24 protein-coding genes are annotated in these 24052 nt (G+C 41.6%); all 24 read left to right on the top strand.

Translation table 11 applies throughout. The annotated features are described in order from the left end of the window. The first annotated feature begins 341 nt into the window (after positions 1-341). The 24 genes from glyA to nuoN all read left to right on the top strand — a co-directional run bounded on the left by glyA (position 342) and on the right by nuoN (position 23981). A complete protein-coding gene (gene glyA / locus ACQKMH_RS18165; protein ID WP_427588851.1) occupies positions 342-1583 on the top strand; it encodes a serine hydroxymethyltransferase in 1242 nt (413 codons plus the stop codon). A 238-nt stretch (positions 1584-1821) separates the two neighbouring features. Further along, complete coding sequence (gene upp, locus ACQKMH_RS18160; protein WP_034315825.1) at positions 1822-2451, top strand: uracil phosphoribosyltransferase; 630 nt, start codon at positions 1822-1824, stop codon at positions 2449-2451. Positions 2452-2475: 24 nt separating this feature from the next. Further along, complete coding sequence (gene wecB / locus ACQKMH_RS18155; protein ID WP_427588850.1) at positions 2476-3618, top strand: non-hydrolyzing UDP-N-acetylglucosamine 2-epimerase; 1143 nt, start codon at positions 2476-2478, stop codon at positions 3616-3618. Between the two features lie 86 nt (positions 3619-3704). Further along, entirely contained in the window at positions 3705-5933 is a 2229-nt protein-coding gene (locus ACQKMH_RS18150) for a S8 family serine peptidase (protein WP_427588849.1), read from the top strand. 286 nt (positions 5934-6219) lie between these two features. Then, positions 6220-6588 carry an ATP synthase subunit I gene (locus ACQKMH_RS18145; RefSeq protein ID WP_063234155.1) on the top strand — a complete coding sequence of 123 codons (369 nt, stop codon included), beginning with the start codon at positions 6220-6222 and terminating at the stop codon, positions 6586-6588. Positions 6589-6610: 22 nt separating this feature from the next. Then, complete coding sequence (gene atpB / locus ACQKMH_RS18140) at positions 6611-7327, top strand: F0F1 ATP synthase subunit A (RefSeq protein WP_402943338.1); 717 nt, start codon at positions 6611-6613, stop codon at positions 7325-7327. 72 nt (positions 7328-7399) lie between these two features. Next, positions 7400-7624 (top strand): F0F1 ATP synthase subunit C, encoded by a 225-nt coding sequence (atpE, locus tag ACQKMH_RS18135; protein WP_034315818.1) that lies wholly within the window; start codon positions 7400-7402, stop codon positions 7622-7624. A gap of 150 nt (positions 7625-7774) precedes the next feature. After that, positions 7775-8290 (top strand): F0F1 ATP synthase subunit B, encoded by a 516-nt coding sequence (gene atpF / locus ACQKMH_RS18130; protein WP_377448685.1) that lies wholly within the window; start codon positions 7775-7777, stop codon positions 8288-8290. Then, complete coding sequence (locus ACQKMH_RS18125) at positions 8287-8823, top strand: F0F1 ATP synthase subunit delta (RefSeq protein WP_427588848.1); 537 nt, start codon at positions 8287-8289, stop codon at positions 8821-8823. The genes atpF and ACQKMH_RS18125 overlap by 4 nt, the downstream gene beginning before the upstream one ends. A gap of 24 nt (positions 8824-8847) precedes the next feature. Further along, the gene (gene atpA / locus ACQKMH_RS18120; RefSeq protein WP_063234151.1) at positions 8848-10356 is read left to right on the top strand and encodes a F0F1 ATP synthase subunit alpha; all 1509 of its coding nucleotides are present in this window, start codon (positions 8848-8850) and stop codon (positions 10354-10356) included. Between the two features lie 37 nt (positions 10357-10393). Continuing rightward, positions 10394-11254 carry a F0F1 ATP synthase subunit gamma gene (locus ACQKMH_RS18115; RefSeq protein WP_377448687.1) on the top strand — a complete coding sequence of 287 codons (861 nt, stop codon included), beginning with the start codon at positions 10394-10396 and terminating at the stop codon, positions 11252-11254. 86 nt (positions 11255-11340) lie between these two features. Further along, complete coding sequence (gene atpD / locus ACQKMH_RS18110; protein WP_427588847.1) at positions 11341-12738, top strand: F0F1 ATP synthase subunit beta; 1398 nt, start codon at positions 11341-11343, stop codon at positions 12736-12738. A gap of 25 nt (positions 12739-12763) precedes the next feature. Beyond that, positions 12764-13165, top strand: a complete 402-nt coding sequence (locus tag ACQKMH_RS18105; RefSeq protein WP_427588846.1) for a F0F1 ATP synthase subunit epsilon — start codon at positions 12764-12766, stop codon at positions 13163-13165. A 364-nt stretch (positions 13166-13529) separates the two neighbouring features. Next, positions 13530-13904: an NADH-quinone oxidoreductase subunit A gene (locus ACQKMH_RS18100; RefSeq protein ID WP_427588845.1), complete on the top strand. Its 375-nt coding sequence runs from the start codon at positions 13530-13532 to the stop codon at positions 13902-13904. Then, on the top strand, positions 13895-14407 hold the full coding sequence (locus ACQKMH_RS18095) for a NuoB/complex I 20 kDa subunit family protein (RefSeq protein WP_427588844.1): 513 nt from the start codon (positions 13895-13897) through the stop codon (positions 14405-14407). Before ACQKMH_RS18100 ends, ACQKMH_RS18095 begins: the two co-directional genes overlap by 10 nt. Then, positions 14408-15631, top strand: coding sequence for an NADH-quinone oxidoreductase subunit C (locus tag ACQKMH_RS18090; protein WP_427588843.1), 1224 nt, complete (start codon positions 14408-14410; stop codon positions 15629-15631). Positions 15632-15636: 5 nt separating this feature from the next. Continuing rightward, positions 15637-16734: an NADH-quinone oxidoreductase subunit D gene (locus ACQKMH_RS18085; protein WP_427588842.1), complete on the top strand. Its 1098-nt coding sequence runs from the start codon at positions 15637-15639 to the stop codon at positions 16732-16734. Continuing rightward, positions 16735-17742 carry an NADH-quinone oxidoreductase subunit NuoH gene (gene nuoH / locus ACQKMH_RS18080; protein ID WP_427588841.1) on the top strand — a complete coding sequence of 336 codons (1008 nt, stop codon included), beginning with the start codon at positions 16735-16737 and terminating at the stop codon, positions 17740-17742. Between the two features lie 34 nt (positions 17743-17776). Continuing rightward, on the top strand, positions 17777-18196 hold the full coding sequence (nuoI, locus tag ACQKMH_RS18075; RefSeq protein ID WP_048685828.1) for an NADH-quinone oxidoreductase subunit NuoI: 420 nt from the start codon (positions 17777-17779) through the stop codon (positions 18194-18196). After that, positions 18193-18711: an NADH-quinone oxidoreductase subunit J gene (locus tag ACQKMH_RS18070; protein WP_427588840.1), complete on the top strand. Its 519-nt coding sequence runs from the start codon at positions 18193-18195 to the stop codon at positions 18709-18711. Before nuoI ends, ACQKMH_RS18070 begins: the two co-directional genes overlap by 4 nt. Beyond that, the gene (gene nuoK, locus ACQKMH_RS18065) at positions 18708-19022 is read left to right on the top strand and encodes an NADH-quinone oxidoreductase subunit NuoK (RefSeq protein WP_064467120.1); all 315 of its coding nucleotides are present in this window, start codon (positions 18708-18710) and stop codon (positions 19020-19022) included. Before ACQKMH_RS18070 ends, nuoK begins: the two co-directional genes overlap by 4 nt. A 34-nt stretch (positions 19023-19056) precedes the next feature. Beyond that, on the top strand, positions 19057-20931 hold the full coding sequence (nuoL, locus tag ACQKMH_RS18060) for an NADH-quinone oxidoreductase subunit L (protein ID WP_427588839.1): 1875 nt from the start codon (positions 19057-19059) through the stop codon (positions 20929-20931). After that, positions 20928-22451, top strand: a complete 1524-nt coding sequence (locus ACQKMH_RS18055) for a complex I subunit 4 family protein (RefSeq protein WP_427588838.1) — start codon at positions 20928-20930, stop codon at positions 22449-22451. Before nuoL ends, ACQKMH_RS18055 begins: the two co-directional genes overlap by 4 nt. Before the next feature lie 3 nt (positions 22452-22454). Further along, complete coding sequence (nuoN, locus tag ACQKMH_RS18050) at positions 22455-23981, top strand: NADH-quinone oxidoreductase subunit NuoN (RefSeq protein WP_427588837.1); 1527 nt, start codon at positions 22455-22457, stop codon at positions 23979-23981. The last annotated feature ends 71 nt before the right edge of the window (positions 23982-24052 follow it).

Raw genomic sequence — 24052 nt, 5'->3', positions numbered from 1 at the left:
TTTTTCGTATAATTTGTTAAAAAAGAAAAAAATGTAAATATTAATAGTGAGATTCACAAGAAAAAATTTTTTTATCTTACGTTAATCGAATGGTTTTTTCGCTACTCAAATATAGGGTGAAAGGGCTATTCAGCTTGAAATGGATGTTAAATACGAACGTTTTTAAATAAAAAAACATTTAATGTTCGATAAAATTAGACTATCACTTCTAAAATAGACATGTTAAAATGGAATAGAATTTTCTAATAACTATTGGTAAGGCTTTTTCATGTCTTTTTGAAGACATGTTGCACATAAATACTAAAAAGCGAATCACGCACAATTTGAGGAGGAATTACGGAATGAATCGTTTAGCAAAGCAAGATGAGCAAGTGTTTAACGCAATTCAACTGGAATTAGGGCGTCAAAGAAGTAAAATTGAGCTTATTGCTTCTGAAAACTTCGTGAGTGAAGCTGTCATGGAAGCGCAAGGGTCGGTCCTAACTAATAAGTATGCAGAAGGATACCCTGGAAAACGCTACTATGGCGGATGTGAGTATGTCGACATCGTTGAAGATCTAGCACGTGAGCGTGCGAAAGAAATTTTCGGCGGGGAGTATGTGAACGTACAGCCTCACTCTGGAGCTCAAGCCAATATGGCCGTTTACTTTACAGTACTTCAAACTGGAGACACAGTGCTTGGAATGAACCTTTCCCATGGAGGTCACTTAACACATGGAAGTCCAGTTAACTTCAGTGGCGTTAACTACAATTTTGTTGAATATGGTGTAGACGAAAAAGATCACCGTATCGATTACAATGACGTATTGGAAAAAGCACGTCAGCACAAACCGAAATTGATCGTAGCGGGTGCCAGTGCATATCCACGAGAAATTGATTTCAAGCGATTCCGTGAAATTGCAGATGAAGTTGGGGCTTATTTAATGGTCGATATGGCGCATATCGCAGGTTTAGTTGCGGCGGGATTACATCAAAGCCCGATTCCTTATGCTGACTTTGTAACGACAACTACTCATAAAACACTTCGCGGACCACGCGGAGGGATGATCATCTGTAAAGAAGAATTTGGTAAGAAAATTGATAAATCCATCTTCCCTGGAATTCAAGGCGGGCCGCTGATGCATGTAATATCCGCTAAGGCTGTTGCATTCGGCGAAGCGCTTCAAGATGATTTTAAAGTGTATGCACAACAAATCATCGACAATGCTAAACGCTTGGGCGAAGGCTTGAAGAAAGAAGGATTCACCCTTGTTTCTGACGGAACGGATAATCACTTAATTCTTCTTGATGTACGATCTACAGGATTAACAGGAAAAATTGCAGAACACGTTTTGGATGAAATCGGTATTACCGTTAACAAAAATGCGATTCCTTATGATCCGGAAAAACCATTCGTTACTAGTGGTATTCGTATTGGGACTGCGGCAGTGACATCACGTGGCTTCGGGTTGGAAGACATGGATGAAATAGCGTCAATTATCGGACTTGTTCTGAAGAACAATGAAGATGCAGCTACACTTGAAGAAGCAAAACAGCGTGTTGAATCATTAACGAACAAATTTGAATTATATCCTTCATTGTAATATCGGAGCCGCTCCCATTTAAAGGGAGCGGTTTTTTTATGTACCTTCTGGAAGGTCAATGTGTTAGAAGAATCCGAATAGTGAAAATAGGTCTGACATCTAAACCTTTATTGAAGATTTAAACGTTTTTCTGTAAAATAGGTTGAAGTGAATTTTAAACGACACGAATATTTTTCTATTCAATTAGGGAAATCATAAAAAAGCGCAAAACTAAGCAATGGAATTGGAGAGATGCTAAATGGGAAAAGTTTATGTTTTCGATCACCCGTTAATTCAACACAAATTAGCCTATATACGTGATATAAATACAGGAACAAAAGAATTCCGCGAACTAGTGGATGAAGTTGCATCATTGATGGCATTTGAAATCACAAGGGATATGCCGCTCGAAGAGGTGGAAATCCAAACACCGGTAAGCACGGCCAAAGTGAAAATGCTTTCTGGTAAAAAAGTGGGGATCGTCCCGATTTTACGAGCGGGCATAGGGATGGTGGACGGGATCATTAAATTGATTCCTGCTGCAAAGGTTGGCCATGTTGGTCTTTACCGTGATCCGGAAACATTGAAACCTGTTGAATATTATGCGAAAATGCCGAGTGATTTGGCAGAAAGAGAATGCATTGTCGTTGACCCGATGTTAGCTACAGGCGGTTCTGCCATCGAAGCGATCCATTCTATTAAAAAGCGCGGTGCAGTCAATATTAAATTCATGTGTTTGATTGCAGCACCAGAAGGTGTGGAAGCATTAAAAGAGGCCCATCCGGATGTAGATATTTATATTGCAGGACTTGACGAAAAACTGAATGAACATGGTTATATCGTTCCAGGTCTTGGAGACGCGGGAGATCGTTTATTCGGCACAAAATAAAGGAAAGAAACTGAGGTGTCACGAATGAACAAACCGATAAAGGTCATGACAATTTTCGGGACGAGACCAGAAGCTGTAAAAATGGCTCCCTTAGTACTCGAATTTCAAAAACACCCAGAATATTTCAATCCGGTCGTTGCTGTTACGGCTCAGCATCGCCAAATGTTAGATCAAGTTCTCGAATTATTTTCCATACAACCAGACTATGATTTGAACATAATGAAAGAAAGGCAAACGCTAGCTGATATTACAACAAGAGCATTAAGTGGTCTGGATTCCATAATGAAGGAAGCTAAACCTGATATTGTTCTTGTCCATGGTGATACAACTACAACGTTTGTCGCAAGCCTTGCTGCTTTTTATAATCAGATCGTCATTGGACATGTAGAAGCTGGGCTACGCACTTGGAATAAGTATTCTCCATACCCGGAAGAGATGAATCGACAGCTTACCGGTACAATGGCGGATTTACACTTTGCGCCCACTTCAAAAGCGGAAGAGAATTTGCTGAATGAAAACAAGAGAGACAATATCTTCGTGACGGGAAATACGGCAACCGATGCTTTAAAAACGACTGTACGCTCTACTTATTCCCATCCTGTTTTAAATGGATTGGGAGAGGACAAGCTCATTTTACTTACCGCTCATCGCAGAGAAAATCTAGGGGAACCCATGAAGAATATCTTCAGGGCAGTCAAAAGAATCATTGCCGAGCATGATGACATACAAGTGGTATATCCTGTCCATTTAAATCCTCTTGTTCAAGAATTAGCAAACGAAATTCTCGGGGACGATCCGCGTGTTCATTTGATCGAGCCGCTGGATGTATTGGATTTTCATAACTTCGCTTCAAGAGCCTATTTGATTTTGACCGATTCTGGAGGAATCCAAGAGGAGGCTCCATCACTTGGTGTACCCGTTCTTGTTTTAAGGGATACGACTGAACGACCAGAGGGGATATTGGCTGGAACTTTAAGGCTGGCGGGTACTGATGAACAGACCATATTTAATATGGCACATGAATTGCTTACCAATCAAGAAGAGCACAAAAAAATGGCAAAGGCTTCAAACCCATATGGGGACGGAAATGCTTCGGTCCGCATAGCTGAAGCCATCCGTTACTATTTTAAGCAAGTAAAAGTGCCACCAACTAGATTTGACTCATAAAAAAGGAAAAGCCATGCGGCTTTTCCTTTTTTATTTGCATACTCCAAGGCTGTTGAGAAAAGATAACTGCTAAGGGGATGATGATTATGTTGGGAAAGAAAAGGTTCATAGTGTTTGTTTTCCTTTTTATGTTTATTTATTCAAATGAAAAGGGAGTAGCCTCCGTCATTCTGCCGCCCTTACCAAAACTATCCGAATCCAAGAAAGTAACGGTTGTCGTCACGATGGATAAAGCGTTTCAACAAAAAAGGATCAATAAACTGCTTGAAAAATATCCATCCCTTCAATTACGGACTGTTTATTCGGTTGCCCTGAATGGATTTTCCCTGCATGGAAAAATGTATGAAATAGAACGACTCAAAAAGGAGAATAATATTCAGACTGTAACTGAAGTATCCATGTATCATGCCGTATTGGATGAAAGTGTCCCATACATAGGAGGAGACAGAGTGAGGGGCTTCTTTGATAAGGAGAACCGTCGAATCACAGGGAAAGGGATAAAAGTAGGAATTATCGATACAGGGATTGATTATTCACATCCGGATTTACAACGTGCTTATAAAGGAGGTAAAGATCTGGTTGATGACGATGAAGATCCGATGGAGACCAAAAATCAAGGAGATCTAGATACATTACATGGAACTCATGTGGCCGGTATCATAGCAGCCAATGGAAAAATGAAAGGCGTCGCTCCAGATGCGGAGATATATGCATATCGGGCATTGGGACCGGGTGGTGCAGGAGATACAGAACAAGTCTTGACAGCTATTGAGTCAGCAATGAAGGATAAAGTGGATGTATTGAACCTCTCTCTTGGAAATAACGTGAATGGGCCGGATTTACCGATATCTCTTGCGTTGAATAAGGCAGTCGAAAGCGGCATCGTTGCCGTGACATCAAATGGGAATTCCGGTCCTGCTGTATGGACCGTCGGGTCGCCCGGTACAGCGGAAAAAGCGATTTCCGTTGGAGCATCGACTCCCCCCTTAAAGGTTCCATATATGATTTACGGACTCGGTTCAAAAAAGTATCAAACCCATTTAACTTTATTTCAAGGTTCTAAGAAATGGAACCTGACGTTTTCTGAAGATGTGATATACGGGGGACTCGGGAATGAAAAAGATCTGAAGGATGTTCAGGGTAAGATTGTGTTGATGGAACGAGGTATCCTCACCTTTCAGCAGAAAGTATCCAATGCACAAAAGGCAGGTGCAAAAGGTGTAATTATCTATAATAATACAAGCGGTACATTCACTGGAAGTTTAGAGAAAAAAATGAACATCCCGGCAGCTTCTATTAATAGAAGGGATGGAATGCTTCTTAAGAAGTTCCTGAAGCAAAAGCATAGCAAAACCGTTCAATTTGTTTATAAAAACGAGCAAGATAGACTCGCCGATTTTAGCTCTAGAGGCCCTGTAACCGTATCGTGGGGAATAAAGCCGGATGTGTTGGCTCCGGGAGTGGAGATCGAAAGCACCATTCCTAAGGGATATATGTCCCTTGATGGTACAAGTATGTCTGCACCGCATGTTGCAGGTGCGTGCGCTTTAATCTTGCAAAAACACCCGGAATGGACTCCTGATCAAGTCAAATCAGCATTGATGAGCACTTCCAAGCCATTAAAGAAAACGGCCAATCAATTTTATCACACATATGAACAGGGAGCTGGCCGCATCCGGATTGATGAAGCATTAAAAGCGGATACGCTCTTGAATCCAAGCTCCTTATCCTTTGGGATGTATACGAAAAAAGAAGGAATTGAAGAGCATCATGAAACGATAGTCATTGAAAACACAGGAAAGCAGGTGAGGAATTACTCTTTTATGGTTCCATTAAAAGAGAGAGGACTCACTTGGGAATTGCCGAAATCCCTCACTTTGAAACCGAAGGAAAAGAAAAAGATTAAAGTGGGGCTGCAAGTTAACCCGGCCGAACTTAGAAAAGGGGTCTTTGATGGTTACCTTATTATAATGGAAGGAACGAAAAAAATTTCCCTTCCTTATTTATATGTAAAGGAAGAGCCAGATTATCCGAGGGTAATGGGGTTTGACTTTGGCCAAGGAGACAAAGCGGGCACATATCGATATGAAATGTACCTGCCTCGGGGGGCTGAGGAATTCGGGATTGCCCTTTATGAGGAAGATAGCTTGAAATTCGTTGGATATTTGGATTGGTCGAGACCGGCACCCTCAGGTTTGATCAAAAAAGATGTATTGAGGAAGAACTTACCGCCAAAAGGAATGTATAAAGCGATAATCTTTGCGAGAAGGGATGGAAGGGAAGATCGGGTAGAAAAGACGTTACTTATTGAGTGAACAGAGAGCAATAAGTAAAATAAAATGGATGTCAATAGTATAAAAAAGATAATTTGTGAACAATTCGTTAATAATTACAAACCTGTGACAAATTTCACTAACCACTCATTGACATTGATTCTTGCCTATTGTATGCTAACTAAGGATGTAAAATGAGAGGGGTTTCATACGTCAATAACGTGTCAAATAGAAGTAAGTTTTTGACCTTCTATTTGGACTTGTTACGGGCAAATTCTCCTAGCTAAACATAGATACTACAATATTTCTAGGGAGATTACATGACAAAATGCTAGAATTGGAAAAAATGTTCAATAGGCAGCTAAAATACATGTTGTATTTAATGGGTATTTATGTACTTGGGGTGGGCTTCACTTCACATGATTCAGTCTTCCAAGGATTATTGCTTGGAACTGCCTTCAGCCTATTTATATTCTGGTCAATGGTCAAGAAAAACAAAAAGTTTGCTCAAGAGGTTGCCGAAGGTAAGAAAACGCGCTCTCTTGGTAGTTTAACTAGAATGTCTGTAGCGGGTTTAGCTGCAATTATTGCATTGAGATATCCTGACGAGTTTCAAGTGGTCTGCGTGGTAGTGGGATTAATGACAGTTTACTTTGTCATTATGATAGATTATTTTATGCAAAACATACGTAGGTAGTAAAGAAGAGAGGTGAATACTGTTGAATCATGAAGCTCCTATGTGGGAATTTATGGATACTGGAATACATTTCAACTTGGCTAATGTTCTTATGATGACTATCGCAAGTCTCATTGTCTTCATTATTGCTGTAGCAGCAACTCGAAAACTTGCGATGAAGCCAACAGGAATCCAAAACTTTATCGAATGGGTTATGGATTTTGTGAAAAACATCATCAACAGCAATATGGATTGGCGTACGGGTGGTCAGTTCCTTATGTTGGGAATGACATTAATATTGTACGTATTTGTTTCAAACATGTTAGGATTGCCGTTCTCGATTGTAATAGGGCATGAACTTTGGTGGAAATCACCTACATCAGATCCAGCAATAACTTTAACCTTGGCAGTTATGGTAATGGGTTTAACTCATTATTATGGTATCAAGATGAGAGGCATGAAAAATTATGCCAAAACTTATGTCCAACCAATGGGTTTCTTGTTTCCGTTAAAGATTATTGAGGAGTTCGCTAATACGTTAACTCTAGGATTGCGGCTTTACGGGAATATTTATGCGGGTGAGTTACTATTAACTTTACTTGCTGGACTAGGAACAAGTAGTGTTGTGGGTGCAGCCACTGCTGCATTACCAATGTTAGCTTGGGAAGGATTTAGTATCTTTGTCGGCTCCATTCAAGCTTTTATCTTTACTATGTTAACGATGGTTTATCTTTCCCATAAAGTAAGTGACGACCATTAATTATAAATATTGTTCATTTTGAACATTATATTGATGAAAAAATAAAACAACATTTCAAGGAGGAAATTTATCATGACAGGTTCTTTAGGTCTTATAGCTGCTGCTATCGCAGTTGGATTAGGTGCACTAGGTGCGGGTATTGGTAATGGTCTTATCGTTGGGCGTACAATTGAAGGAATGGCTCGTCAGCCAGAAGCTCGTGGTATGCTTCAAACTACAATGTTCGTTGGTATTGCGTTAGTTGAGGCACTTCCAATCATCGCTGTAGTTATCGCGTTTATTGTAATGGGTAAATAAGATAACTTGAAAAAGTTCAATAATGGCGAAGATGATCCAAGGAGACCCTTCGCCATTGCTCTGTGTTAAAGTGAACATTTATGACAGTGATACTGTCAATCGAAAATACAGAACTTCAATAGTGAATCTCATGAAGGGAGTGAACCGAGCGTGTTAACAAGCAATTTTGTTCTTGGAGCAGCCCACTTTAATGGTGGGGATATCATATACCAGCTTGTAATCTTTATTATTTTGTTAGCGTTGCTTAAGAAGTTTGCATGGGGTCCGCTAATGGGCATCATGAAAGAACGTGAAGAGCATGTTGCGAATGAAATTGAAGCAGCTGAAGTTAGTAGAAAAGAAGCACTGAAATATTTAGAAGAACAGCGTGAAATAGTAAAACAATCTCGCACTGAAGCGGGACAACTTATAGAGAATGCTAAGCAACAAGGTGAAGCACAACGCGAAGATATTATTAATCAAGCGCGTGCAGAGGCTGAACGTGTTAAAGAATCAGCAAAACGTGAAATCGTTCAAGAGAGAGAAAAAGCAGTTGCCGCCTTACGCGAGCAAGTAGCTTCATTATCTGTTATGATCGCCTCTAAGGTGATTGAGAAAGAACTTTCATCAGCTGATCAAGAAAAACTAATCAATGAATATATTCAAGAGGCAGGAGAAGGTAAATGAGCGATATAACTGTAGCAGGACGTTATGCTGTAGCTCTTTTCCAAATTGCGAAAGAGCAAAATCTCATTAACCAACTTGAAGAAGAGCTTCGCATAGTGAATGAAGTTTTTACAAAAGATAAAGAGCTTTTAGGTTTTTTGGCTCATCCTAAAATGACAAGCGATGCAAAACGTGAAGTGTTGGCTAATGCATTTGCAAGTCTATCATCTTCCGTTCAAAACACTGTAATGTTAATGGTGGAGCGTCATCGTACAAATGAAGTGACTGCTATGGCACAAGAGTTCATTGAACTTGCGAACGAAGAAAATTCAGTTGCGGATGCGACTGTTTATACAGTTAATCCTTTAACTGAAGCTGAAGCGGAAGCTGTGTCTTCAGCTTTTGCTGCAAAAATCGGCAAACGAAATTTGCGTATCACTAATGTTACGGATAGCAATATTCTTGGCGGCATCAAACTTCAAATCGGCAACCGTATTTATGACGGAACGATAAGAGGGAAGCTTGATCGCCTTAGCAAACAACTATTAGGTTAATATTCACAGATAGGGGTGAAATTCATGAGCATCAAAGCTGAAGAAATCAGTGCGCTGATTAAAAAGCAGATTGAAAACTATCAGTCGGAAATTAAAGTAAGCGATGTTGGTACAGTAATCACTGTTGGTGATGGTATCGCTCGCGTTCATGGTTTAGATAATGCAATGGCTGGGGAGCTCTTAGAATTTTCTAATGGTTCAATGGGATTGGCACAAAACCTTGAGCAAAATAACGTAGGTGTTGTTATTCTTGGACCATTCAGAGACATTCAAGAAGGCAGTGAAGTACGCCGTACAGGAAGAATCATGGAAGTACCAGTTGGAGAAGAATTAATCGGACGTGTCGTGAATCCGCTAGGACAACCTTTGGATGGTCTTGGTCCAATCGCTACAACAAAAACTCGTCCAATCGAAAGCCCTGCTACAGGTGTTATGGACCGTAAATCTGTTCATGAGCCATTACAAACAGGGATTAAAGCTATCGATGCTCTAGTACCAATCGGACGTGGACAACGTGAGTTAATCATTGGTGACCGTCAAACTGGTAAAACATCAGTTGCGATCGATACAATCCTTAACCAAGCTGACCAAGACATGATCTGTATTTATGTTGCAATTGGTCAAAAAGAATCAACAGTTCGTGGAACAGTTGAGACACTACGTAAAAATGGTGCACTAGATTACACAATTGTTGTCTCTGCATCAGCTTCTCAACCAGCACCACTTTTATACCTAGCTCCATATGCTGGTGTGACTATGGGTGAAGAGTTTATGTTCTCTGGCAAGCATGTTTTAGTGGTATATGATGATCTTTCTAAACAAGCATCAGCATACCGTGAACTTTCCTTGCTTCTTCGCCGTCCTCCAGGTCGTGAAGCATTCCCTGGGGATGTATTCTACTTGCACTCACGCTTACTTGAGCGTGCAGCTAAATTGAATGACACTTTAGGTGCTGGTTCAATTACTGCTCTTCCATTTGTTGAAACACAAGCAGGCGATATCTCTGCTTACATTCCAACAAACGTTATTTCCATCACTGATGGACAAATCTTCTTACAATCTGATTTGTTCTTCTCAGGTGTACGTCCTGCGATTAACGCTGGTCTTTCCGTATCCCGTGTTGGTGGATCTGCACAAATTAAAGCGATGAAAAAAGTTGCTGGTACATTACGTCTAGACTTAGCTTCTTATCGTGAATTGGAAGCATTCTCTCAATTTGGTTCTGATCTTGATGCTGCTACTCAAGCAAAACTTAACCGTGGTGCTCGTACAGTTGAAGTTCTTAAGCAAGATCTAAATAAACCAATTAAAGTTGAAAAACAAGTCATGATTTTCTATGCATTAACTAAAGGTCATTTAGATGATATTCCGGTATCGGATATCCTTCGTTTTGAAGAAGAATACTATGTGTTCCTAGATCGTTCTCATCCAGAATTATTAGATCACATTCGCACAACTAAAGGTCTTCCTGAAGACGCTGCTATCGTTGCTGCAATTAACGAGTTCAAAAAGAACTTCGTTATTTCTGAATAATAAGGTCTAACTAATTTATAAAGGGTGGTGAGAATGAATGGCCTCTTTACGCGATATTAAGTCTCGGATTACTTCAACGAAAAAGACGAGTCAAATTACAAAAGCGATGCAGATGGTATCTGCTTCTAAAATGAACCGTGCTGAAGCTAATGCTAAAGCATATGTTCCATATATGGAAAAAATTCAAGAAGTAGTATCAAGTATTGCGAACGGAAGTACGGGTGCAACGCATCCAATGCTTGTCTCACGTCCAGTGAAGAAAACCGGTTACCTGGTAATCACATCGGACCGCGGATTGGCAGGAGCATACAACAGTAGTATCCTTCGCCACGTTCATAAAACTATTCTTGAACGCCATAAATCCAATGATGAGTTCGTCATTATCGCAATCGGAAGGGTTGGCCGTGATTTCTTTGTCAGCCGTAATATGCACGTAGAGCTTGAAGTAATTGGTGTTCCTGATCAGCCGTCTTTCGCTGACATTAGCTCCCTTGCTAAATCAACAGTTAATTTGTATTTGAATGAACTGTGTGATGAGCTTTATATGTACTATAACCATTATGTCAGCCCAATCCAGCAGGAAGTAACGGAAACGCAAGTCCTTCCTTTAGCTGACTTTAATACTTCCAATGCAAAATTGACTTCTTATGAATTTGAACCGAATGCAGAAGAAATTCTTGAGGTATTACTACCTCAGTACGCAGAAAGTTTAATTTATGGTGCTTTGTTAGATGGTAAAGCAAGTGAGCACTCTGCACGTATGACTGCAATGAAAAATGCAACCGATAATGCAAAAGAATTGATTGATTCACTTTCATTGCAATATAACCGTGCACGTCAGGCAGCAATTACTCAAGAAATCACGGAAATTGTTGGCGGTGCAGCAGCTTTAGAATAAAATTATTAAAGGGACGGTCGCTCGGACGATGCTTGGCCGTTCCATAAACTTGATTGTCGTTATAAGCAACGTTAGGAGGGAAAACGATGAATATAGGACGCGTTACTCAAGTTATGGGTCCGGTTGTTGACGTGAAATTCGAAGACGGACAACTTCCTAAGATCTATAACGCGTTAAGAATCGAAAATACAGCGTCTGGTACAGGACTAACTCTTGAAGTAGCCCTTCAACTAGGTGATAATACAGTTCGTACTGTAGCAATGTCTTCCACGGATGGTTTAACTCGTGGTGCAGAGACTGTTGATACAGGAGCTCCAATTTCCGTTCCTGTAGGTGAAGTAACTCTAGGCCGCGTTTTCAACGTATTAGGGGAAAACATTGACCTATTTGAACCACTTACAGCAGAAGTGCGTCGTGATCCAATTCACAGACAAGCACCCACTTTTGAGGATTTATCAACAACAGTTGAAATTCTTGAAACGGGTATTAAAGTAGTAGATTTACTTGCACCTTACATCAAAGGTGGTAAAATCGGTCTCTTCGGTGGTGCCGGTGTTGGTAAAACTGTACTTATCCAAGAACTTATTAATAACATCGCACAAGAGCACGGCGGTATCTCTGTATTCGCTGGTGTAGGTGAGCGTACTCGTGAAGGAAATGACCTTTTCTACGAGATGACTGATTCTGGTGTTATTAAGAAAACAGCGATGGTATTCGGACAAATGAACGAGCCACCAGGTGCACGTATGCGTGTAGCTCTAAGTGGTTTGACTATGGCTGAATATTTCCGTGACGAACAAGGACAAGACGTTCTTTTCTTCATCGATAACATCTTCCGTTTCACTCAAGCAGGTTCAGAGGTTTCTGCCCTTCTAGGCCGTATGCCTTCAGCGGTAGGTTACCAACCAACCCTTGCTACAGAAATGGGTCAATTACAAGAACGTATCACATCAACTAATAAAGGTTCTGTTACATCTATTCAAGCGATCTATGTACCTGCCGATGACTATACGGATCCGGCTCCAGCTACTACTTTCGCTCACTTAGATGCAACAACTAACCTTGAGCGTAAACTTTCTGAAATGGGTATCTACCCAGCAGTTGATCCATTGGCTTCTTCTTCTCGTGCTCTTAGCCCAGAAGTCGTTGGAGCTGAGCACTATAAAGTAGCTCGTCAAGTACAATCAACTTTACAGAAATATAAAGAACTTCAAGATATTATTGCGATCTTGGGTATGGACGAGTTAAGCGAAAACGAAAAAGTAATCGTTGGCCGTGCTCGTAGAATTCAAAACTTCTTGTCACAAAACTTCCACGTGGCTGAACAATTTACTGGTCAAAAAGGATCTTATGTACCAGTTAAAGAAACAGTCCAAGGATTCAAAGATATCCTAGCTGGAAAATATGACGAACTTCCTGAAGATGCTTTCCGTCTAGTTGGTCGCATTGAAGAAGTTGTTGCTAAAGCAAAAGAAATGGCTTAATTAAAGGGACCTAGGAGGGAATGAAATGAAGACCATTAAAGTCAATGTTGTTACTCCCGATGGCCCAGTATATGATGCAGAAGTTGAAATGGTAAGCACTAAAGCTAAAAGTGGTGAGCTGGGAATTATGGCTGGACACGTTCCAACTGTAGCTCCTCTTACCATCGGTGCTGTCCGTCTTAAAAATGGAAGCAACACAGACTATGTAGCTGTAAACGGTGGCTTCTTGGAAGTTCGCCCTGATGTGGTAACCATTTTGGCTCAATCTGCTGAAAGAGCTGAAACTATCGATCTTGCACGAGCTCAAGAAGCAAAAGCACGTGCGGAACAAAGATTGCAGAACAATGATGGATCAAATGATGCCAAAAGAGCTGATTTAGCGCTTAAACGTGCAATCAACCGTATCCAAATTGCAGAAATGCGATAATTTTAAATGAAGAAACACCTGATCAAACCATTCGTGGTAAGATCAGGTGTTTTTTTATTCTTCAAAAAAGTTTTGAAGTTTTTTGTCATGGAATGTCGAAATGATTTGCGGAAGATTTGAAAATATTATCGAATTATAAAAAAAAGTATTTTCCATATATACCCTAGTCTCATCGACATACCATTATTTTGATGTTATAATGTATACGCTTACATATATTACTTCACACCTCCTCCTGTCACGTATGCTTCTAAAAGATTGTTACCCTGCATAAATATTTAAAACGGTATCCTACAAAAAAAAGAAGACAAGCAAAATTAAAATGTACCCATTAAACATGATTTATCCATAAAGGGAGATGAATATGGGACAACTGCATATTTACCAAAATAATTATTTAATTGTATTTGTTTTTCTTTGTCTCGGCATTTCATTACCAGTGATTGCATTATTTCTTGGCAGACTGCTTAGGCCCCATAAACCGACAGATATGAAATATACGACTTATGAAAGTGGAATCGAGCCTTTTCAGGATTCGAGAGTTCAATTCAATGTCAGATACTACTTATTCGGCTTGATGTTCGTCATATTTGACGTAGAAACGGTTTTTCTATACCCATGGGCGGTCGCTTATGATGAGCTCGGATTGTTTGCACTGATTGAAATGCTATTTTTTGTTCTTATCCTTATGTTGGGACTAATCTATGCTTGGAAAAAGAAGGTGTTAAAATGGAATTGAAATTAGACGAACTTACTCCCGCAGAAATGGAAGAAATGCGTCACAGTATTTTTTTATCGACACTTGAACAAATAAAGGGCTGGGCTAGAAGTAATTCACTCTGGCCAATGACTTTCGGTTTAGCATGCTGTGCAATTGAAATGATGGGTGTGGGCTCCTCACATTATGATTTGGATCGTTTTGGTTCATTTTTCAGGACATCACCAAGACAATCGGATGTCATGATTGTCTCAGGAACGGTAACGAAAAAAATGGCTCCGATAATAAGTAGATTGTACGATCAAATGCCTGAACCGAAATGGGTAATTGCAATGGGATCCTGTGCTACAGCAGGTGGACCCTATGTGAAATCCTACTCGGTGGTCAAAGGAGTAGATCAAATAGTACCTGTCGATGTATATATTCCGGGGTGTCCCCCAAACCCGGCAGCACTTATATATGGAATCAATAAATTAAAAGAGAAAATCCGTTACGAGGCGAAAACCGGAAAGCGGGTGATATAGATGAGCGAGAAGCAAGACTTAGCCCAACAAAAGAAAGAGGCGGCGGCTAAGGCGAAGGCCTCCGCACTTGCCCGAAAACATGCAAAGGAGGAAGCCGTTGAAAAGCCGGAAGGTGAACTGGATCTGATGAAACAAAAGGCGGCCGCAGCAGCCAAGGCGAAAGCTGTAGCTCTGGCCCGGAAGAAGGCAAAGGAGGAAGCGACGGAAAAGCCGGAAGGTGAACTGGATCTGGTGAAACAAAAGGCGGCCGCAGCAGCCAAGGCGAAAGCTGTAGCTCTAGCCCGGAAGAAGGCAAAGGAGGAAGCCGTTGAAAAGCCGGAAGGTGAACTGGATCTGGTGAAACAAAAGGCGGCCGCAGCAGCCAAGGCGAAAGCGGCAGCTCTGGCTCGGAAAAAGGCGAAGGAGGAAGCGGTCGAAAAGCTGGAAGGTGAACTGGATCTGGCGAAACAAAAGGCGGCCGCAGCAGCCAAGGCGAAAGCGGCAGCTCTGGCCCGGAAAAAGGCGAAGGAGGAAGCGGTCGAAAAGCCGGAAGGTGAACTGGATCTGGCGAAACAAAAGGCGGCCGCAGCAGCCAAGGCGAAAGCGGCAGCTCTGGCTCGAAAACAGGAATCCAGGGATAATGATGATGATCTTGAAAAAGCGAAGGCAAAGGCAATTGCAGTAGCCAAAGCGAAAGCTGCTGCTGTTGCAAAGGCCAGGAATATTGTAAAGGAAAGCAAGGAAGATCATATTCCAGATGAACCCTCCCCAAACCAGGCCAAACTCGATCAAATTGTTCATGCTATTGAAAGGAATGTGGGACAAGAGGCATTAATAGACCACTATATTAATAGACTATCAAAAGATGTACCCACAATTGTAGCTAATCCGGATACATATTTCTTAATAGCGAAATTCCTTCGATATGATGAACAGCTTAACTTTTCGTATTTATCGGAACTTCATGGAACGGATTTTGAAACCCACATGGAAGTTTATGTGCATTTGCACTCGTTCAACATGAATCAATCAGTTGCCTTGAAGGTGAGGCTGGACAGGGATTCTCCCGCTATTCCATCATTGGTTCCATTATGGTCAGGAGCCAATTGGCCGGAATGTGAGGCGTATGATTTATTAGGTATTAATTTTCAGGAACACCCTGATTTAAAGAGGATTTTACTTGGTGATGATTGGAAAGGGTATCCCCTTAGAAAAGATTATCAGCCTTATGATGTGGAGGTGTAACCCCAATGCTAAGGACGGAAGAAATGCTTCTCAATGTCGGGCCGCAGCATCCGAGCACACATGGTGTTTTTCGGCTTGTCATCAAAATTGATGGTGAAATTATAAAAGAGGCTACCCCTGTCATTGGGTATCTGCATCGCGGTACGGAAAAACTAGCGGAAAACTTGCAATATACACAAATCATTCCATATACCGATCGGCTCGATTATCTGGCCGCAATGACAAATAATTATGTGCTTTGCCATGCTGTTGAAACAATGATGGAGATGGAAATCCCCGATAGGGCAGAATATTTGCGGGTAATCGCAATGGAGTTGGGCAGAGTTGCAAGCCACCTTGTCTGGTGGGGTACATACTTGCTTGATATAGGTGCGACGAGCCCTTTTTTATACGCTTTTCGGGAACGGGAAATGATCGTTAATCTATTAACTGAATTGTCAGGGGCACGGCTTACCTTCAATTATATGCGTGTTGGTGGTGTGAAATGGGATGCTCCTGACGATTGGATTGAAAAGGTGGCCGAGTTTGTGCCGTATATGAGGGAACAGCTAGAAGGTTACCATGAGCTTGTAACAGGGAATGAAATCTTTGTGAATCGAGTTAAAGGGGTAGGCACCTATACGAAGGAAGAAGCGTTGCAGTATTCTCTTAGCGGAGCAAACTTAAGGTGTACAGGTGTGAACTGGGATTTACGAAAAAATGAACCATATTCCATTTATGACAGGTTCAACTTTGATGTACCTACACGGGAAGAGGGTGATGCCTTTTCACGCTATCACTGTAGAATGGAGGAGATCGAAGAATCATTAAAAATACTTGAGCAGGCGGTCGAGCAATTTCCAGAAGGGCCAGTCCTTGCTAAGGTCCCGAAAATTATAAAGGTTCCAAAGGGTGAAGCATTTGTCCGAATTGAATCACCAAGAGGGGAAATCGGCTGTTATATCGCGAGTGAAGGGAAAAAGGAGCCATATCGTTTAAAATTTCGCCGACCTTCATTTTATAATTTGCAAATACTTCCGAAGCTATTGGAAGGGGAAAATATGGCGAACTTGATAACGATATTAGGTGCAATCGATATTGTTCTAGGGGAGGTGGATGGATAAATGATCAAGGATTTGCTCCACTCCACTCCAAGCTTATTGAATTTTGGCATATTTTTTGGCTTGGCAGTCCTGCTGCTATTCGTTGTGTTAGGGTTTGTTACCTATGGAATCCTATCAGAACGGAAAATCATGGGGTTCATGCAGCTGCGGGTAGGTCCCAACCAAATTGGAGGAAAATGGGGTCTCTTGCAGACCGTTGCCGATGTTTTGAAACTTCTGATCAAGGAAGATACCATACCCAAAAAAGCCGATAAGCCGCTTTATATATTAGCGCCAGTGATTGCTTTTGCTCCAGCCTTCATGGTCCTTGCCACCTTGCCGTTCACGGATGCCTTCCAATTTGCCGATATAGGTGTAGGTCTTCTGTACTATATGGCCATTTCCGGCATATCGACAATCGGAATCGTCACGGCTGGTTGGGCATCCAATAATAAATATTCGTTGATCGGCGGGATGCGGGCAGCCGCACAAATGATATCTTATGAGATTCCGTTGGTGATGTCGCTAGTGGGAATCGTACTCTTAACAGGTAGCTTAAACTTGAATGAAATAGTCGCAGCCCAAGAGAAGGTTTGGTTCATTTTTCTTCAGCCGATTGCATTTATCGTGTTTTTTATTGCATCGGTTGCCGAGTTGAACAGGGTACCTTTTGATCTTCCGGAAGCGGAATCCGAACTTGTTGCGGGTTATCATGTTGAATACTCTGGTTTTCGCTGGGCCTTCTTTATGTTATCCGAATATGTCTATATGTTTGCAATGGCCACGCTAACCACTGTATTATTTTTAGGGGGATGGAATTCTATTCCGTTTTTGGATTTTATTCCGGCGGCTATCTGGTTCGGTCTGAAATTCAGTGCTGTGTTTTATGTACTGGTTTGGATCCGTGTAACATTTCCTCGTATAAGGGCCGATCAATTGATGGAGTTCGGATGGAAAGTACTGCTCCCGGTTGCGTTAGCTAATATATTTTTGACAGCACTTATAAAAGAATTAATCAACCTTTTTTAAAAAACTTAAGCTGGTCAGAAAGCGAGGGATTTAAATGCTTGGTTTAGCAAAAGGTTTAACCTATACATTAAAGAACTTGACCAGGAAAAAAGTGACCTATGACTACCCGAATGAGCCGCTGCCGCTCCCTGACCGATTCCGCGGAATCCAAAAATTCTACCCTGAAAAGTGCATTGTATGTAATCAATGTGTGACAATTTGTCCAACGGATTGTATTCAATTAACTGGTAAAAAGCATCCTGATCCGTCGAAAAAAGGTAAGATCATCGATACGTATGACATTAATTTCGAGATCTGCATTTTATGTGATCTATGTACGGAGGTCTGCCCTACAGAAGCAATCGTAATGACGAACCAATTTGAGCTGGCGGAGTACAGCCGGGATCATTTATTTAAAAATCTGGAGTGGTTGGATGAGAACGATGAAAATATCCGGAAGGTGAATAAAGTATGACTTTATCCGGTGAATTAATTGCCTTTTTTGGCTTGGCACTCGTAGCCATATTAGGCGGGGTGCTGCTAATTACGTTAACAAAAGTGGTCCATATGGTCATTGCACTTGTTTTTACTTTCTTAAGCATTGCCGGTATTTATTTGTTGCTCTCGGCAGAGTTTGTCGCCGTCGTCCAGATCCTGATTTATTCAGGGGCCATTACGATCGTGATGTTATTTGGCATTATGCTGACTAAACATCAAGAAAGTGACGAACCGGCAAAAGGAGGCTGGGGGAAATTCACTTTGCTATTAGCGATTGCTGGATTCGCCGTGGCGGTTTATCTGGGGATTTATAATCTGGATATACCTGTACAGCCAACCGCCTTGCATGAGGAAAATACAAAACAAATAGGAATCGAACTTTTTTCAAAATATGTAATCCCATTTGAAGTAATGTCTGTACTCCTGCTTGTAGCTTTAGTCGGTGCCATCGTATTAGCTAAAAAAGATGATGAGGAGGGAGATCGATCATGACGGGAGTTCCCTTGTCAGCTTATCTCGTATTGGCACTCGTTTTATTTTGTATAGGGTTGTATGGAGCTTTGACAAAAAGAAATGCTGTCATTGTTTTGATTTCAATCGAGCTGATGCTGAACGCAGCGAATATCAATTTAGTTGCCTTTAGTAAATTCGGGGTAACGCCATCCATTACAGGTCAAGTGTTTTCATTATTCACGATTACAATTGCTGCAGCTGAGGCAGCTGTAGGTCTGGCTATATTAATGTCCCTATATCGCAATCGGAAGACGGTCAATGTCGACGAAATGGACATTATGAAGCATTGAAGGTTCATATAATTGAAGAAGGGGATTTGATACGATGATGGAGAACGCTTGGCTCATACCGATCTTTCCACTCGTCACGTTTCTGGTTCTGCTTCTATCAGGTGGGCGGTTGCGGGAAAGAGGGGCATATATTGGAATAATATGTACTCTTGCTTCGTTTATTTTATCGTTGCTTGTCTTGATGGAACGATTTAAAGAACCTACTTATAAAATAACGATAGATTGGCTTTCCATCGGAGGGACGCAACTTAAAGCGGGATTTGAAATCAATCAGCTTAATGCTTTGATGCTTGTGATCGTTTCCCTTGTCAGCTTGCTTGTCCAGTTATATTCGAAGGGATATATGAAGGGTGAAGAGCGATTCTCCACTTTTTATGCATATCTGGGCTTCTTCACATTTGCCATGCTTGGGCTTGTCATGGCACCCAATTTATTACAACTTTATTTTTTCTGGGAATTGGTAGGGGTGGGCTCCTTCCTGCTGATCGGATTTTATTATTATAAACAGGAAGCCAAGAATGCAGCGAAGAAGGCGTTCATCATGACCAGAATTGGGGATGTAGGGCTCTTGATCGGTATTATTCTACTTTTCTGGGAAACAGGCAGCTTTGAATATGGAGAGATCTTTCAAGCCGTTCAATCGGGCGTGATATCAAATGAAAGCTTGACATTGATTGCCATTTTAATTTTTATCGGTGCGGTTGGAAAATCTGGACAATTTCCTCTTCATTCATGGCTTCCCGATGCAATGGAAGGCCCGACTCCAGTTTCCGCGCTGATTCACGCAGCAACCATGGTTGCTGCAGGGGTTTACCTGGTAGCGACCATGTTCCCATTATTCCTGGCTAGTTCTGCTGCGATGCAAGTCGTGGCAATAACAGGTGGATTTACAGCCATCTTTGCCGCAAGCATTGCTCTTGTGCAAAAGGATGTTAAGCGAGTATTGGCCTATTCGACAGTCTCTCAGCTTGGTTTTATGATGCTTGCTTTGGGTACTGCTGGATATGTGGCTGGCGTGTTTCATTTAATGACCCATGCCTTTTTTAAAGCATTGCTGTTTTTGGCAGCAGGCAGTGTTATTCATGCTATACATACACAGGATATAGAAAAAATGGGTGGCTTATGGGGGAAATTGAATTGGACTGGGCCGCTGTTCTTGACTGGCACTTTAGCTATATCAGGATTTCCCTTACTCTCGGGTTTTTTCAGTAAAGATGAAATTCTAATGGCAGCATGGGAGAATGGTAATTATTTGTTGTTTGCACTAGCGGTGATCACCTCCTTTTTAACTGCGTTTTACATGTTCCGGCTGTTTTTCATGATGTTTACAGGAGAATCACGCAGTCAAGTGAATCAGGTCAAGGAATCACCTTCAATCATGTTGCTTCCCATGCTTGTATTGGCATTGCTTGCAGTAATCAGTGGGTATGTCCAAACACCATGGTTTGGAACCTTCCTTGGTGAGTGGCTAATGGAGGGAAATGAAACGCTTCTTGGAGGTAATAGCCATAGTGAGGGTCCTGTTTGGATTATGTTCATGGCCGTGCTTGTATCGCTGGCAGGGATCTTCCTTGCTTATATGATATACGCTAAAAAGAAGTTGCCTCGGAGCTGGCTTGTGCAAGAAAACAACAAGTTATATAGAGTTTTGGATAATAAGTATTATATTGATGAGATTTACCATTTTACCGTAGGCTATGCAATCAAAGGCTTTAGTTTATTCCTATCTTATATCGAAAGGTTCATTGTCGGTGGGGTGGTATCCACTGTAACAAGCTCGATAGAGGGGTTGGGGAAAATAGGGTCTAAACTGCAAACGGGACAGGTACAGCGTTACGGCATGATAGCCTTTTTGGGACTTGCGGTATTGTTGGTCATTTTTGCAGTAACTGGGGGGTATCTAAGATGAATGTCTATTTGCTCTCACTTTTAGTGTTTTCACCCTTGCTGGGTATTGTGATGGTTGCCCTTATGCCGAAAAAAGAGGAAAGGACGATTAAACAATTTGGCTTTTTCGGAACACTGCCTCCTCTTTTCCTCTCGTTCTTTCTATGTAGTCAATACTATTCTGGTGTTGCCCTTTCCCTCTTCGACATTAAGGTGAATTGGATAAGGTTTGGGAATCTGGAGGTGTATGATCCCAAGCTCTTCACAGTTAATTTTGAGTTGGGTCTGGATGGATTAAGTCTCATCTTCATATTACTGACAACAATCATTTGTTCACTGGCAGCAATCGCCTCCATTTATATAAAACAAGAATGGAAAGGGTATTATTTGCTATTTTTGATCTTGGAGATTGGAATGCTCGGTGTATTTACGGCAGAAAATTTGATCCTTTTTTTCATCTTTTTTGAAATGACGTTGATTCCCGCTTTCTTTTTAATTGGCAGATGGGGCTTTCTGGAGAGGGAGAAAGCATCTTATAGTTTCTTAATTTATAACGGCATTGGTTCGGCAGTTTTATTGGTGGTTATTTTAATTTTATTTGCCCGGACGGGTACAACCAATATTGCGGCTTTGACACAGATGATGACAATGGGCGGTGTATCGCTTTTTGCACCCATATCCGGTTCGATGAAGTATGGCTTATGTATGGCCTTCCTCATTGCATTTGCAGTAAAGCTGCCCGTATTCCCTTTTCACAGCTGGATGGTGAGGGTCCATGCAGAGGCACCTCCATCCATAGTCATGATTCATGCAGGTGTCTTATTGAAAATAGGGGCTTACGGAATCATCAGGTTTGGAATGGGGATATTTCCAGAGCAATATAAAAGCTTGGCCTTCACCGTTGTCCTATTTGGGGTCGTCAGCTTTTTATATGGTGCACTTTTAGCGTTGGTACAGACGGATTTCAAGCTCGTTTTAGCATACTCATCGATCTCGCATATGGGGATCGTCATGATGGGGCTGGGAGCCTTGAATGAAGCGGGCATTCAGGGAGCCATCTTTCAAGTAATCTCACATGGGTTAATTGCTGCTCTGTTGTTTTTCTTGGTGGGTGTATTATACGAACGGACGGGAACCACCATGCTCCCTAAGCTTGGGGGATTGGCCAAGTCCATGCCGGTTTTTTCCGGATTGATGTTAGCGTGCGGGATGGCTTCACTCGGTTTGCCTGGCATGTCTGGCTTCATCAGTGAATTCATGGTATTTCTCGGCTTATTCAAGAGTCAACCAACGCTTGCGGCAGTTGGGGTGATCGGGCTGGTTTTAACGGCAGTATATATACTGAGGGCAGTTATGATGATGACCTTTGGTAAAACTAATAGCTTGGTAGAAAAAGAGAAACGGGACCTTAAAGGGCTGGAGTTTGTACCGGCATTGGTTCTTCTAGGTTTGATCATATCCGTTGGGGTCTACCCAAATTTGTTAGGCGGGCCTCTCCAAGGAACGATTGAAGCCATGATTCTAGCTCTAGGGGGGCGATGAAGGATGGATTGGAACACGATGCTTTCTTATAATTGGGGAGCGATGATGCCGGAATTCATCATCCTTGGAACGGCTATGATTCTTTCAATATTGGATTTATTCTGGCCGAAGCACTTTAATCGAAGGAAACTGGCCTGGCTCGCGCTAACAGGCATCATTTTAGCATGTTTGTCACTGATTAGCTTATTATCCTTTGAGTCAGTCAGTATCTTATCCGATACATTTCGGTTAGACTCTTTTGCAAAAGCATTTAAGCTACTCTTATTATTCGGAGCGGGTCTTATCATCCTTCTGGCTGAAAGTTATGAACCGCAAGAGGGGTTGCAAGAACATCGGGGGGAATTTTATTATCTGTTCCTGACCGCCTTGCTTGGAGCGATGATCATGTCCTCAAGCGGGGATTTGATAACCCTGTTTGTTGGGCTGGAATTGCTTTCACTATCATCGTATATATTAGTCGGTATACGTAAACATGATCTGAAGTCTAACGAAGCGTCCATGAAGTATGTAATAAACGGAGGTATTTCCACGGCGATCACTTTATTCGGGATGAGCTATTTATATGGTGTGACTGGTTCAGTCAACCTAGCCGAGATGAGCCGGACGATGGCCGCGCTGACGGATGGTCAGCTGCAATACATTATGGGTCTCGCTTTCTTCATGGTTTTTGTCGGACTATCCTTCAAGATAGCTGCGGCTCCATTTCATATGTGGGCACCGGATGTCTATGAGGGGGCACCAACACCAGTCGTAGCCTTCTTAAGTGTAATATCGAAAATGGCAGGTTTTGTCATTATCCTGCGCATTTTTCTTTCGTTATTTCAAACAGCCTCCGGTGACGTTTTCGGAGCACTTGACTTTTTGGAGAAAAATAATATCTATATAGCTTCATTGGCTGGTTTGACGATCATCATTGGGAATCTGATTGCGTTAAGGCAGCAAAATTTAAAACGATTATTCGCTTATTCAAGCATCGCCCATGCGGGTTACCTCCTTGTAGCGGTAGCTACATTGGGTGGAGGATATTTCCTGATGGACACAGTCTGGTATTACTTATTGGCATATGTATTGATGAATATCGGTGTATTTGCAGTCATTCAACTGCTTTCCAGTCAAAGCGGATCAGATGACATTAGCATTCTTGCAGGACTAGGGAAAAAATCACCGTACCTTGCCATTACATTTACGGTCTTTATCCTTTCGCTGGCCGGAATTCCCGGGACGACAGGCTTTATTGGCAAACTGAATATTTTCCTTGGAACATTCATTACGGAGCCTGGACATTTTGTCCTTGCGGGAATCATGATTGCAGGTACCATCGTATCCTATGTGTATTATTTCGGATTATTGGTTCAAGTTTTTTTCCGACCCTTTCATTCAGACAAGGTCATTAAAATCCGTTCTGGTCTATACACCGTGTTAATCATTTGTGTAATAGGCACGATAATTTTCGGGGTAGCCCCTAATCTTGCCTTTGACTTCATTCACGATCAATTTGGTGATTTTACAGACTTTATTTCGAGTAAATGATATAATATCTGTAGCAGAGGCTCATTCCATTGGATTAGCCTCTATTTACAGTTTTAAAAAGATATTTTGCA

This window comes from Peribacillus sp. NPDC097895, assembly GCF_050277555.1.
Taxonomy (GTDB): domain Bacteria; phylum Bacillota; class Bacilli; order Bacillales; family DSM-1321; genus Peribacillus.
This window is presented reverse-complemented; position numbering and strand designations above follow the sequence as displayed.